Raw genomic sequence first — 12,646 nt, forward strand, 5'->3', positions numbered from 1 at the left:
CTACTCTCTATTCGCCATTCGCTACGCCGCGCTGAGGGCGGCGTCGAGATCCTCGATCAGATCGTCGGCATGCTCGAGCCCGGCGGAGAAGCGGATGAAGCCCTCGCTGATGCCGAGCTCGGCGCGCGCCTCCGGCGTCAGCCGCTGATGCGTCGTCGTCGCCGGGTGCGTGACCAGCGTCTTGGCGTCGCCGAGATTGTTGGAGATGCGCGCGAGCTTCAGGCCGTTGAGCGTACGGAACGCAGCCGCCTTGCCGCCCTTGACCTCGAAGCCGACCAGGGTCGAGCCGGCGCGCATCTGCTTGCGGACGGTTGCCGCCTGCGGATGGTCCTCGCGGCCCGGATAGATCAGCCGCGAGATCTTCGGATGCGCGGCGAGGAAGTCGGCCACCTTCGCCGCCGTCTCGGTCTGCGCGCGCACGCGCACCGCCAGGGTCTCCAGACCCTTGAGCAGAACCCAGGCGTTGAACGGCGAGATCGACGGGCCGGTCTGGCGCATGAAATTGTGGATGTGCTCGGCGATGAACGCCTCCGACGACAGGATCACACCGCCGAGGCAGCGGCCTTGGCCGTCGATGTGCTTGGTCGCGGAATACACCACGACGTCAGCGCCGAGCGCGAGCGGGCTCTGCCAGATCGGGGTGGCGAACACGTTGTCGACGATCAGCCGCGCGCCATGGGCGTGCGCGATCTCGGCGATGGCGGGGATGTCCATCACGTCGAGCGTCGGATTGGTCGGGCTCTCCAGGAAGAACGACTTGGTGTTGGGTCTGACCGCCTTCTGCCATTGGTCGAGGTCGAGCCCATCGACCAGGGTCGACTCGATGCCGTAGCGCGGCAAGAGATCCTCGACCACGTAGCGGCACGAGCCGAACAGCGCCTTGGCCGCGACGACGTGGTCGCCGGCACGGAGGGGAGCCAGGATTGCCGTGGTGACCGCGGCCATTCCGGTTGCGGCCGAGCGGCAGGCCTCGGCGCCCTCGAGCTCGATCATGCGGCGCTCGAACATCGCCGTGGTGGGATTGGAGAAGCGCGAATAGATGAAGCCGGGATCCTCGCCCTTGAAGCGCGCCTCGCATTCCTCGGCGGTGGCGTAGACGAACCCTTGGGTGAGATAGAGCGCCTCGGCGGTCTCGCCGAATTCGGAGCGCAAGGTGCCGGAATGCACCAGCCTCGTTTCGGGACGATAGTGGGCGAACGACGCCGGCGCCTTCGCGGGGGACTTCGACATGTGACCTCCATCGTGGCCACCGCCTCGGGCGATGGGCACAAAAAAACCGGCCTGGGAAAACTCCTCACGGCCGGGATCACAATCGTCCCCGGCCTGTTTAGCGACTTATTTAACGTGGCTGCAAGCCGGCCGGCTCAAATCACCACGGGATAAGTCGTGCTCATAGTCGCAACCGGCCTTTCCGTCAAGCCAGCCATCGGATAACCGGTCAAAAGACCCTATATTGGCTCCATAAGCCGCCGTTCCGGCGCCTGCAAAGGATCAGGTCTTGCCGTTTTCGCTCAGCCCCGACGCCCACGGCATCCTCCCCGATCGCATGATCGTGGCGATGACGGAGGCTGGCCTGATCATCCCCGAATATGATTTCGTCGAGAGCCAGATCCAGCCGGCGAGCCTCGATCTGCGGCTCGGCGACATCGCCTATCGCGTGCGTGCGAGCTTCCTGCCCGGGCCGGGCGCGACGGTCGCCGAGCGCATCGACGAGCTCAAGCTGCACGAATTCGCACTTGCCGACGGCGCGGTGCTGGAGACCAACTGCGTCTACATCGTGCCGCTGTTGGAGAGCCTGGCGCTGCCCAAGGACATCGTCGCGGCCGCCAATCCGAAAAGCTCGACCGGGCGGCTCGACGTGTTCACCCGCGTGATCGCCGACGGCACGCGACGCTTCGACATGATCGGCGCGGGCTATCACGGCCCGCTCTATGCCGAGATCAGCCCGAAGACGTTCCCGGTCCTGCTGCGCGAGGGCTCGCGCCTGTCCCAGGTTCGCTTCCGCTATCGCGACGCGGTCCTGTCGGAGGACGAACTGATCGCGCTGCACCAGGCCGAGCGACTGGTGGATCGCGACGATGCCGATCTCACCGGCGGCGTCGCGCTTTCCGTCGACCTGTCCGGCAGCAATGCGAACGGCAATGTCGGCTATCGCGCCAAGCGCCACACCGGCGTCGTCGACGTCGACCGCCGCGCCGGCTATCCGGTCGAGGAGTTCTGGGAGCCGATCAAGGCACGTCCCGACGGCAGCCTCATTCTCGATCCCGGCGAGTTCTACATCCTGGCCTCCAAGGAGGCCGTGCAGGTGCCGCCGGACTATGCCGCGGAGATGGTGCCGTTCGATCCGCTGGTCGGTGAATTCCGTGTTCATTACGCCGGCTTCTTCGATCCCGGCTTCGGCTATGCCGGCGCCGGCGGGCAGGGCTCGCGCGCGGTGCTAGAGGTGCGCTCGCGCGAGGTGCCGTTCATCCTCGAGCACGGCCAGATCGTCGGCCGTCTCGTCTACGAGAAGATGCTGGCGCGGCCGAATGCGATGTATGGCAGCCGCATCGGCTCCAACTACCAGGCCCAGGGCCTGAAGCTCTCCAAGCATTTCCGTCTCTGAGCGCGGCTGCGTCTGCCGCGCACCCCCAATGCGCCTGCCGCACAGGGCGCGCGCCAGCGCCGTGCTAGGAAAGCGAGAGCAATCGAACGATAACACGGCCGCGGCCTGCGCGGCCGAGCGGGGAGCTGAGATGTCCGAGATCGGCCTGGCCGACAATCCGGTCGGCGAGGGGCGTGCGTTGCCGCCCCCCGAGAAGCCGGTCCGGAATAAGCTCGTCGACGGACCCATCCTGCGCACCCTGCTGTCGCTGGCCTGGCCCAACATCATCGCGAACACGGCCGGCACCTGCGTCGTCATCGCCGAGACCTCCTATATCGGCCGGCTCGGTATCGAGGCGCTGGCGGCGATGGCGCTGGTGTTTCCGCTGGTGATCCTGACCATGACGATGTCCGGCGGCGCGATGGGCGGCGGCGTGGCCTCGGCGATCGCGCGCTCGCTCGGCGCCGGCGACGCCGAGCGGGCCTCGACGCTCGCCACGCACGCGCTGCTGATCGCGCTATTGTTCGGCGCGACCTTCATGATCGGCATGCTGGCGTTCGGCCCTGCCTTGCTGGAGGTGCTCGGCGGCCGCGGCGCGGTGCTGAGCCATGCCACGGCCTATCTGCAGATCTTCTTCGGCGGCGCGATCCTGCCCTGGCTGATGAACTCGATGGCTGGCATCCTGCGCGGCACCGGCAACATGAAGCTGCCGTCGTTCATGATCCTCAGCTCGGCGCTGCTGCAGATCGTATTGGGCGGCACGCTCAGCCTGGTCCTCGGGCTCGGCATGCGCGGCGTCGCCGCCGGCGCGCTGCTGGCGTTCTGCGTCAGCATCTCGGTGATGGGCTGGTACCTGTTCTCCGGCCGCGCGCGCGTGCGGCCGAAGCTGCGGGGCCTGAAGATCAGCGGCGCGATGTTCGCCGACATTCTCAAGGTCGGCGCCGTCGCCTGCTTCTCGCCGCTGCAATCCGTGCTGTCGATCGCGATCTTCACGCATATGCTGGCGTCGTTCGGCACCGCCGTGCTCGCCGGCTACGGCATCGGCGCGCGGCTCGAGTTCATGATGACCACGGTCGCATTCTCCGTCGGCATGGCCTCGGTGCCGATGGTCGGCATGGCGATCGGTGCGGAGAGAATCGCGCGCGCCCGCCGCATCGCCTGGACGGCGGGACTGGTGTCGTTCGCGTCGGTGGGCGCGCTGTCGACGCTGATCGCGATCGTCCCGCAATTGTGGGTCGACATCTTCACCCAGGACGAGAGCGCGCGCAGCGCGGGCCGGCACTATCTCCAGGTCGCGGCGCCGATGTATGCCTTCATCGGCCTGGCGATCTCGATGTATTTCTCCTCGCAGGGTGCCGCCAGGGTGCTCGGTCCGGTGCTGGCGCAGACGGTGCGGCTCGTCTTCATCGCTGCGGGTGGCAGCTATCTGTTGAGCCGTGCCGCGACCGAGGGCGACTTCTTCATGCTGGCGGCGTCCTCGATGGTCCTGCTCGGGGTGCTGACGCTCGCCAGCGTCATGCTCACCCGCTGGGGCCCGAAGCCGGCCGCAGCGCTGGAGCTGCGCCCGGCCGTGCTGACGGCCGGACGCGGCCTTGACTCGCGCGGGCCGCCGCCGGCGCGTATCGGCTGAGCCGCTATCCGCGCAGCCTGCCCAACGTGTCCTGCATCGCGCGCGCGCCGAGCTCCATCTGCTGATCGATATAGGGTGCGATCTCGTGCGGCAGCACGTCGGTGGTCCAGATCACCCGGCAGCGCTCCTCGCCTTCCGGGATGATCTGAAACGACGCACTGTGCTGGCTGATGCGTTCGTTCTTGATGGCATAGACGAGGCGCCGACGTTGATCGTCGCAGTCGACCAGCTGCTCGCGCACCACGCTGCCGTTGGCGAAGCTGACAATGCGGACGTCGCCGTCGAGTGTGGTGCCGGTGACGAAGCCGGGCGCCACCCTGGTATGAACAGCGCCGAAATCCCGCACTGCGTCCCACACTGCACCCGCCGGGGCTGCGATCGGAATGTCCTTCTGGATGGATGCCATGGGCTTGACCTCACGGACACACGGCTTCGATGTTGTTGCCGTCGGGATCGATCAGGAAGGCGGCGTAGTAGGTCGGACTGTAGTCCGCGCGCGGCCCGGCGCCGCCATTGTCGCTGCCGCCTGCCTTCAGCCCCTCGCTGTGGAATCTGGCGACGGCCGCGTGGTCCTGGGCGCGGAACGCGATATGGGCGGCGCCCTTGCTGGCGCCCTTGTCGACATACAGCCACAGCGCCGGCTCCCCCTTCGGGCCGATGCCCGCCGACGCCTCGTCCTTGGAGCAGAGGATGTGGCCGAGCGGCGCCAGCGCCGATGTGTAGAAGCGGACGCTGGCGTCGAGATTGCCGACCTTGAGGCCGATATGATCGTACATCGATGATCTCCATGCTTCGCATGCGGCTGCCGCACGCGCTGGGATCATCCAATCAATGGCGGCTCAGATGGTCTTGGAGAATCTTGCGCTCGCCGCGCGAGGCCTTGCGAAACTTCGCCGGCGACACGCCGGCAGCGCGCGCGAAGGTGCGGGTGAAATTCGACAGATCGGCAAAGCCCGAATCATAGGCGATGGTGGTGACCGGCGTGTCCTCCTCGCTGAGACGCCGCGCGGCGCGCCGCAAGCGGGAGCGGATCAGATATTGATGCGGCGTCACGCCGATCGTCGCCGCGAACAGCCGCAGGAAATGGAACGGGCTGACGCCGGCTTCGTGCGCCGCAGCCGCCAGGTCGATGTCGCGCTCCGCATTGTCGTCGATCCACAATGCGCTCTCCACCGCGCGCCGGCGATCGCGCAGGCTCGGCGTCGCCGCCCGTTCCTGCCGGCCCGTGGCGGTCGCGACGAAGCGGCTGGCCATGATCTGTCCAACCTCGTCCAGACCGAGGTCCTGCTCGCGCGCGGCGACGGCCTGCGCGAGCTCACCGAGGACCATGAGCTCCGGTAGCGGCGGCATCGCGCCAGCCCGCCAGGCCTGCCTGTCGCAGCCGATCTCGTCGATGAGCGCATCATCGAAGAAGAATGACAGGCATTCGTCGCCGCAGACGTGATCGTGCGTGCACATGAACTCATCGCCGGGATGGCCCACCAGCAGCGAGCCGGTGACCAGTTCGAAGAAGCGGCCGCGGTGCCGGCAGCCGAAGCTGCCCTTGCGCACATAGGACAGCGAGTAGCCGGCATACTGCTCGACATAGGGACGCTCGCCAGGGACCGCTGCACAGCGGAACTCGGACACGGTGACGTCGCGGCTTTCGAACAGGATGGTGGTGGTCATCCTGTAAATCTAGCGCATTGCGGCGGAAAGAGGAGGGCGTCGTGCGAGATAATATCGCGCGACGCGCGAAGGCGGGCTTACAATGCGCGCGGCCTGTCGATGGCGAGAAACGCGTCGAACAACGTCAGGCCCGCATGAGGCTTTGCGCCTTCGAGCGACAGCAGCCGACGCTTGGAGACGATGCCGCTGTTGGGCGACGGCTTGTCGAGGCCGTTGCCGATGTCACGCACGCGGTGACAGGGAACGATCAGCACGAGCGCATTCCTGCTCAGCGCCTGCGCGATCGAATTCAGCGCCTTGGGAACGTGCAGCTCGTCTGCGATCGCGTCGGCGGTGCGCGTCTCGCCGCGCGGAATGGCGCGAATGCAATCATAGACGCGCTGGTTGAAGGGCGCGACGCCGTCGAGGTCGAGCGCAACGTCGGAGAAGTCGACGTCCTGCCCGCGCAGCATGGCCGCGATGCCTTCGATGGCGAGTTCAGTATTCGAACACGGGCGCTGCTCCCGTGCGTCGGGAAACTGGCGAAACAGGCGCCGCCGCGTCTCGATTTCCCGTGCTTCCGGCAATTGTACGCCGGTGATTCCGACATCGCTCCACGCAATGCCGCAACGGCCGAGGGCCGTATCAAAGATCGTATACCCACGCCCCATGACGCCACCCCAACCCACACCACATCATATCATCGTCACGATCGCCCGCATCAACTTTGTTTACAAAGTGTTAACAGCGTGACCTGACCGGGGCGGGTTTGCCCTGATTTGGGTGATGGTTGTCAAGCGTGCCGTTGCGATCGCTGTCTGCGATCTCTGTCATCGGCATTGCGATCGCGGAATGCGGCGCCGCACGCAGGCGAGGCGCGATCGACCGGAGCCGCTACGGCCGGCTCACCGATACAGGCCTATCGCCGGCGAAATCGGGATCATGCGCAAGCCACAGTTCGAGCAGACTCAGGAAGGTCACGGTGATCCCGATGGCGATGCTGACATGCATCGCCGACGTATGCACGAATCCGAGCAGCCATGGGGCTGCAACCAGCCACACTCCAAGCGCGACCTTCAGCCACTCCTCCCAATCGGCAAACGCAAGAAGGCCGCCGAGCGAGAGCACGATGACGGCAGCCCCCGCCAACTCAGCGTTGATGCGGCCGACGCTGCCGACGAAGCCGAACAGCCAGGGCGCGAAGGCTAGGAACAGACCGCAGCCGAGGGTGTAAAGGTCGAGCGCCGACGGACCCGACATGACGGCGAGGGCTTTCGAGGGGGCGGTCTGAGACGCGGGGCTGTGGCTTTGCATGATGTGAGCTCCCAGGACCTTCACGGCGTGGCGAAACAGGGAGAGGCGCCGCTTCCAACGGGCAAAAGCGCGATCGGCCCGATCCGTTCCGGAGCCTGCGGTTGCGGCCGATCACGATCGGGAGATCAGGCCGGTGGTAGAACTCTTGCGTCTGCCCTCCGGGGCCTTGGCGGTCTCGCGGCAACAAGCCGCTTGGCGAAACGCATGGTCTCGGCTAAGCATTGGCGAGCGCGGGCGTAGTTCAATGGTAGAACGGCAGCTTCCCAAGCTGCATACGAGGGTTCGATTCCCTTCGCCCGCTCCAATGCCGCAATGTCCTGCTGCGGTGCCCTGCAAGATCAGCTTTGTACGATAGCCGACGGCCGCGAAGCTGACGGGCGTTTTGCATAGATCGCCTCGATTTCCTTCGCAAAGCTCCGCTCGATCGCCGGACGCTTGTTCTTCAACGTCGGCGTGATCAGGCCTTCCTGCACGGTCCACGGCTCCAAGGTCCAATGCACCGCCTTCGGCGTCGCGTAGGACGGATAGGCCTTCGCGGCTCGCGCAATGTGGCGCAGCAGAGAGGCCGCTTCGGCCTCGGTGCCGCGCTGGCCGTGCGCCGCGAGCCTCGCCTGCTGCTCAGCCCAGCCGTTGGCGTTGAGCACGACGATCGCGGTCAGGAACGGCCGGTTCTCGCCGATCACGATGGCCTGCTCGAACAGCGGATCGGTCAGGATCGCGGTTTCCAGATCGGCGGGCGCAATCTTCTCGCCGGTCGAGGTGACGAGGATGTCCTTGATCCGACCGGTGATGGTGATGCGTCCGCTGTCGATGCGGGCCTGGTCGCCGGTGTGCAGCCAGCCGTCGGCTTCCCTGGTGCGCGCGGTCTCGTCCGGCCGGCGCCAATAGCCGAGCATCACGTTTGGGCCGCGCACCATCAACTCGTCATTGTCGCCGATGCGCACCTCGATGCCCGGCAGGGCGCGGCCGACGGTGCGCGGGTCGTTGTCGTCAGGCGTGTTGACGCTGACGACGGGCGATGTCTCGGTCATGCCGTAGCCCTGCAGCACCTCGAGCCCGAGCGCCAGGAACAGCCGCACCACCGGCTCGGCGATCGGGGCGCCGCCGCTGACGGCGACGTGCAGCCGTCCGCCGAATCGAGCCAGTACCTTGGCGGCGACCAGGCGTTGCAGCAGCGGCCACGCGATACGGTCGAACGCCGAGAGTCTCGTCCCGCGCCCATGCTGCGCATCGAAGCGACGGCCGCCGATCGCGATGGTCAGGTCGAGCAGCACCCGTTCCAGCGGGTTTGCGATCGCGCGGTGATGCATGATGACCGAATAGATGCGCTCATAGATGCGCGGCACGGAGATCAGGATGGTCGGACGGACCTCCACCAGATCTTCGGACAGCTGCTTCACCGAGCGCGCATAGGCGACGCAGGCGCCGATGGCGATCGGGTAGTAGTAGCCCGCGGTGCGCTCGAACGTGTGTGACAGCGGCAGGAACGACAGGAATACGTCGTCGGTATCGGCCGCCAGCCGCTGATGAATGGCCTTGAGGTTGGAAACGACGTTGTCGTGCGACAGCATCACACCCTTGGGCCGGCCCGTCGTGCCCGAGGTGTAGACGATGGCGGCGAGGTCGTGCGGCGCGATGGCGATCCGGGTGCCGGGAGGCGTGGCATCGCCGGGCGCCTTCAACCACGCCTCCAGATCGACGAGGCGCGGATCGCCGGTCGGCGGGGTCGTTTGCCGGTCGGCGCAGACGATCCGTCCCAGGTCGGGCAGGGCCTCGCCGACCGCTGCGATCTCATCCCAGCGTGTGTCCGAATCGACCAGCAGCAGCCGGGCACCGGAATCGGCGAGGATGTAGGCGATGCTGTCGGCATTATCGACGGCATGCATCGGCACCGGCACCAGGCCGAGCGAGAGCGCGGCCTGGTCAATGGCGAGATGCGCGATCCCGTTCGGCATCAGGATGGCGACACGCTCCCCCTGGGCGAAGCCCTCGGCCGCGAGCGCTCGCCGCCATCGCTCGACGACGAGATCGATCTCGCGCCAGCAGAAGCTCGCCCATCGGCCGCTTCCTGCGTCGAAATGTCGGTAGGCCTGCTTGTCCGGGCTCCGTTCGACGCGCCAGCGCCAGAGTTCGGGCAAGGTGGTGATACCGGCCAGCGTGTCGGCCGCCATGGCGTGATCATCGATGGGATTTGAGTGCTGCACGCCCGTCTCCGGCGATCCTGAACTCCGTCGCGAAGCAGAAGCTCTGCAGCGGCGGACCGGGTCCGACGTTGACGTAGCGCAATCACCACGAGACAGATCGTGCGTCTGCGCATGGGAGCCCGGCAATCGCGGCAGGCCGACCCCGCTGTGGGAGGTCGGGCGGATCGGGGCGTCCGTCAGGCGCCCTGCGGGACCTTGTCGAGAAACCCGGTGACGCGCCGGATGCGGCCGTCGGCCAGCTCGACGAAATCCGTGCCCAGGATCGGGGCTTCCGCATTCTCGGGGCCGAGCTCCCAGGAAAAGCGGAGATGATGACCGTGGCCGTCCGCGGAGCCGATCAGGCGAAAGCGGAAGTCGGGAAAGCGCTGCTGCACGCCCGCGACCAGGCCGTCCACGGCATCGCGTCCTTCGCCGCGCATCAGCGGGTCGACATAGAGCGCATCCGCGGTCCAGTGACGTGCGAGCAATGCGCCGCGCTGCGCGGCATCGCGTTCGTTCCACAGCGCGATGTAGCTCTCGGCGATCTCGGTCGGGTTGGTCATTGGTGCTCTCCATGTTGTGAACGATGAGGAGCCCATCATCGCGCCCGGCGCGCAGCGAATCGATTACGTCGAACGTCATCTCATCCGGAATGACAGAACTGTAAGTTGCCGCCCGTTTGCGCGAGGGCTACGCCACGCGCAGAGGCGGTGCGGGGAATGCGTCTCATGATGTCCGACACTTGGAAGTGGATTGCCGTCGCAATCTGTCTTGTGCTGTTCACGGCGGATACCGTGCTCAAGCCGCAGGACAAGCCCAATCGCATGGTGTTCTTCGAGCTGCATCGCGGCGAGAGCCCGACGATGATCGGCATGATGCGCGACGACCTCGTCAAGCTGCCGGGACGCGGCGCCAGCCGCATCCGCGATGCGCTCGCGCGCGGCGAGACGTTAACGGTCTGGCAATATGAATTAAGAAAGATTGAAGACGGCAGCTATCAGGAGGTGCCGGAGCGGCAGATCCAGCTCGGCGCCGCCGATGCGCCGCTCGTCACCTTTGGTGCACGGATTCGGCTGCCCGATAATTAGTTCGGTCCAGACGGCGAAAGCATCGGGAGGCAGATCGTCTCCCCGGCTGCCAGCGCGATATCGGCCCGACCTCGCTCCATCTCCCGATCCAGACGGCGCGGTGCGAGGAGAGACCCTGCCGCGCCCGCTTGCGGCGCGAGGGCTCGGCCGAACGGTCCAACCTTGTGATTGCATCCGTCGCATCTCCGGATTTCGGCCATGCCGTCGGGGCTGGCGGAAGCCCGCACCCGCGATCGTGATCGCACGAGCACCCCTGGGCCGGCGATGAGCGGGCGAGCGTCCCGCCGTCACTGGGCAGCGGGGCGCGTGTCGCGCGGAAGCTCGGCCCCGGGTTTCTCCGGAGTGTCGTTTGTGCCGCCGTGACGCCGCTGCCGCGCCGATGGGCGAATCATGCCGGGCCTCTGCCTTGCTCGTGGCGCCACCGCCATGTCCGGAACCAGCGTTGGTCCATTTTCGGTGGTAGCGACTCATTGGTGCAGCGGGCTTGCAACACTCGCGGTGAATTTGGCTTTCGCAGCTGCGCTCTCCTGGACAAAAACACGATCTCGAAACACGCTGCATTTGCGATTTGGATTTGGCTTTCGCGTTCCGGTTCTGCGGATGGGGTCGTGATTGCAAGGTCCACCGCAGTCCAAGCATCACAAGAAGCGCATCACACGAAGCGTGCCAAAGTCGGTCAGATCGGTTTTCGCCGGGTTGCACTGGGGCTCGACATGAAATTCTGGACGGGATTGCTTGCGGTCGTTCTGTTGCTGTCGGGGGTCGGCGCCAGCCAGGCCGTGGTCCGGATCGCCGATGACCGCGGTGGCCGGATCGGAACCTATGTCGACAAGTACCAGGGCCTGCGATCCTCCGGTGAGTATGTGATCATCGACGGGCTCTGCGCATCGGCCTGCACCATCGTGCTTGGGGCGATCCCGCACGAGAAGATCTGTGTCACCTCGCATGCCAATCTCGGCTTCCACGCCGCCTGGGATTTCGGCGCCAACGGCCGCGCCGTCACCAATCCCGAGGCGACCCAGATGCTGTACTCGATGTACCCTTCGCCGATCCGCCGCTGGATCACCCAGCGCGGCGGCCTGACGCCCCGGATGATCTTCCTGAAGGGCAGGGAGCTGCAGGCAATGTACAAGCCCTGCTATATGGATGCCCAGGCGTCCTCTCCGGCCTCCTCGCACGTCGTGCCCAATGTACCGACCATCTCGCCGGCTGCCGCCAAGGCCTCTGCCTCCCATTGATCACACTGAGGCACTAGTCGCTTCGGGTGATCGCGGCCCGACTGCGGCGCTTGCCTGGACCGGCTGCGGGGCTTATCTGGAGCGAGAGGGGTGGGCCGCTTGGCCGGCTCCGGCCGATGAGTACGCCATCATGCAGCCTCTTTCAGCGCCCCAAGAGATACCGTCCGCATCGCGAGCCCGGCGTCCGGCCTCTGCTCCGGCCCTCGCGGCGGGGATCGCGGCGATCGGGCTCGTCGTCGGCGCCGTGACGATGTGGGTGCAGTACGGGACCGCGGTGTTCTTCGAGACCATCGCGGCCGGCTGGCAGGCCTGCTTCTGAGAGACAGTGAAGGAGCGCGCAATGCCGTCCAATGTCACCCGTCCGCTGGTGATCGTCGGAGCCTTCGCCGCCAGCCTGGTGGTCGGGTTGTCGCTGATGTTCCTTGTCATGGGCGGCGGCCGCAACATCGCGGCGCCGGCCGCGATCGGCGGCCCGTTTCAGTTGACCGACCAGAGCGGTGCCGTCGTCACCGAGAAGAGCCTGGAAGGGCGGCCGACGCTGATCTTCTTCGGCTTTACCCATTGCCCGGACGTCTGTCCGACCTCGCTGTTCGAGATCTCCGAGGTGCTGCGCGCGATGGGCAAGGACGCCGACAGCGTCAACGCCTATTTCGTCTCGGTCGACCCCGAGCGCGACAATCCGGCCGCGATGAAGGACTACCTCTCCAGCTTCGACCCGCATCTGAAGGGCCTGACCGGCGATCCCGAGGTGCTGGTGAAGGTTCTCACCGAGTACCGGGTCTATGCCAAGAAGGTCCCGCTGAAGGACGGCGATTACACCATGGACCACACCGCTTTGGTGTATCTGATGGACCGCAACGGCCGGTTCGTCGCACCGTTCAACCTGAAGCGGACGCCCGAGGAAGCCGCGGCGGATCTCAAGAAATACCTCTGAGCGCGTTAACGCTCCAGCCGGGCGGCCG

14 protein-coding genes, 1 tRNA gene and 1 riboswitch are annotated in these 12,646 nt (G+C 66.3%); of the genes, 7 read left to right on the forward strand and 8 right to left on the reverse strand.

Annotated features, from left to right (window positions below):
• Nucleotides 1–21: 21 nt before the first annotated feature.
• Nucleotides 22–1,230 carry an O-succinylhomoserine sulfhydrylase gene (locus tag QX073_RS27910; protein WP_316226698.1) on the reverse strand — a complete coding sequence of 403 codons (1,209 nt, stop codon included), beginning with the start codon at nucleotides 1,228–1,230 and terminating at the stop codon, nucleotides 22–24.
• 76 nt (nucleotides 1,231–1,306) lie between these two features.
• Nucleotides 1,307–1,386: riboswitch (SAM riboswitch) on the reverse strand.
• A gap of 112 nt (nucleotides 1,387–1,498) precedes the next feature.
• Here QX073_RS27910 and QX073_RS27915 point away from each other — a divergent pair.
• Together QX073_RS27915 and QX073_RS27920 are read left to right on the forward strand one after the other, a co-directional pair.
• Nucleotides 1,499–2,605 carry a 2'-deoxycytidine 5'-triphosphate deaminase gene (locus QX073_RS27915; RefSeq protein ID WP_315717150.1) on the forward strand — a complete coding sequence of 369 codons (1,107 nt, stop codon included), beginning with the start codon at nucleotides 1,499–1,501 and terminating at the stop codon, nucleotides 2,603–2,605.
• Nucleotides 2,606–2,735: 130 nt separating this feature from the next.
• On the forward strand, nucleotides 2,736–4,214 hold the full coding sequence (locus QX073_RS27920) for an MATE family efflux transporter (RefSeq protein WP_316226699.1): 1,479 nt from the start codon (nucleotides 2,736–2,738) through the stop codon (nucleotides 4,212–4,214).
• Between the two features lie 4 nt (nucleotides 4,215–4,218).
• Here QX073_RS27920 and QX073_RS27925 read toward each other — a convergent pair whose 3' ends face one another.
• The 5 genes from QX073_RS27925 to QX073_RS27945 all read right to left on the reverse strand — a co-directional run bounded on the left by QX073_RS27925 (nucleotide 4,219) and on the right by QX073_RS27945 (nucleotide 7,175).
• Entirely contained in the window at nucleotides 4,219–4,620 is a 402-nt protein-coding gene (locus QX073_RS27925; RefSeq protein ID WP_315717152.1) for an SRPBCC family protein, read from the reverse strand.
• Nucleotides 4,621–4,630: 10 nt separating this feature from the next.
• Entirely contained in the window at nucleotides 4,631–4,990 is a 360-nt protein-coding gene (locus QX073_RS27930; RefSeq protein ID WP_315751247.1) for a VOC family protein, read from the reverse strand.
• Nucleotides 4,991–5,042: 52 nt separating this feature from the next.
• On the reverse strand, nucleotides 5,043–5,882 hold the full coding sequence (locus tag QX073_RS27935) for an AraC family transcriptional regulator (protein ID WP_316226700.1): 840 nt from the start codon (nucleotides 5,880–5,882) through the stop codon (nucleotides 5,043–5,045).
• A 77-nt stretch (nucleotides 5,883–5,959) separates the two neighbouring features.
• Nucleotides 5,960–6,532, reverse strand: coding sequence for a methylated-DNA--[protein]-cysteine S-methyltransferase (locus tag QX073_RS27940; RefSeq protein ID WP_316226701.1), 573 nt, complete (start codon nucleotides 6,530–6,532; stop codon nucleotides 5,960–5,962).
• 223 nt (nucleotides 6,533–6,755) lie between these two features.
• A complete protein-coding gene (locus QX073_RS27945; protein WP_316226702.1) occupies nucleotides 6,756–7,175 on the reverse strand; it encodes an SPW repeat protein in 420 nt (139 codons plus the stop codon).
• A 230-nt stretch (nucleotides 7,176–7,405) separates the two neighbouring features.
• Between QX073_RS27945 and QX073_RS27950 the strand changes: the two genes are divergently transcribed.
• Nucleotides 7,406–7,479 (forward strand) — tRNA-Gly (locus tag QX073_RS27950).
• A 34-nt stretch (nucleotides 7,480–7,513) separates the two neighbouring features.
• Here QX073_RS27950 and QX073_RS27955 read toward each other — a convergent pair.
• Together QX073_RS27955 and QX073_RS27960 are read right to left on the reverse strand one after the other, a co-directional pair.
• On the reverse strand, nucleotides 7,514–9,379 hold the full coding sequence (locus QX073_RS27955) for an AMP-dependent synthetase/ligase (protein ID WP_316195061.1): 1,866 nt from the start codon (nucleotides 9,377–9,379) through the stop codon (nucleotides 7,514–7,516).
• 176 nt (nucleotides 9,380–9,555) lie between these two features.
• Entirely contained in the window at nucleotides 9,556–9,921 is a 366-nt protein-coding gene (locus QX073_RS27960) for a nuclear transport factor 2 family protein (protein ID WP_315717158.1), read from the reverse strand.
• Nucleotides 9,922–10,086: 165 nt separating this feature from the next.
• On the opposite strand from QX073_RS27960, the gene QX073_RS27965 reads away from it, so the two are divergent.
• From QX073_RS27965 to QX073_RS27980, 4 genes are all read left to right on the forward strand, one after another.
• Nucleotides 10,087–10,446, forward strand: coding sequence for a hypothetical protein (locus QX073_RS27965; RefSeq protein ID WP_315717159.1), 360 nt, complete (start codon nucleotides 10,087–10,089; stop codon nucleotides 10,444–10,446).
• 713 nt (nucleotides 10,447–11,159) lie between these two features.
• Nucleotides 11,160–11,684, forward strand: a complete 525-nt coding sequence (locus QX073_RS27970) for a hypothetical protein (RefSeq protein WP_316226703.1) — start codon at nucleotides 11,160–11,162, stop codon at nucleotides 11,682–11,684.
• A gap of 130 nt (nucleotides 11,685–11,814) precedes the next feature.
• The gene (locus tag QX073_RS27975) at nucleotides 11,815–12,003 is read left to right on the forward strand and encodes a hypothetical protein (RefSeq protein WP_315751257.1); all 189 of its coding nucleotides are present in this window, start codon (nucleotides 11,815–11,817) and stop codon (nucleotides 12,001–12,003) included.
• A gap of 21 nt (nucleotides 12,004–12,024) precedes the next feature.
• Nucleotides 12,025–12,618 carry an SCO family protein gene (locus QX073_RS27980; protein ID WP_316226704.1) on the forward strand — a complete coding sequence of 198 codons (594 nt, stop codon included), beginning with the start codon at nucleotides 12,025–12,027 and terminating at the stop codon, nucleotides 12,616–12,618.
• Nucleotides 12,619–12,646 lie beyond the last annotated feature (28 nt).

This window comes from Bradyrhizobium sp. SZCCHNS3052, assembly GCF_032484495.1.
In the GTDB taxonomy this organism is placed as follows: Bacteria; Pseudomonadota; Alphaproteobacteria; order Rhizobiales; family Xanthobacteraceae; genus Bradyrhizobium.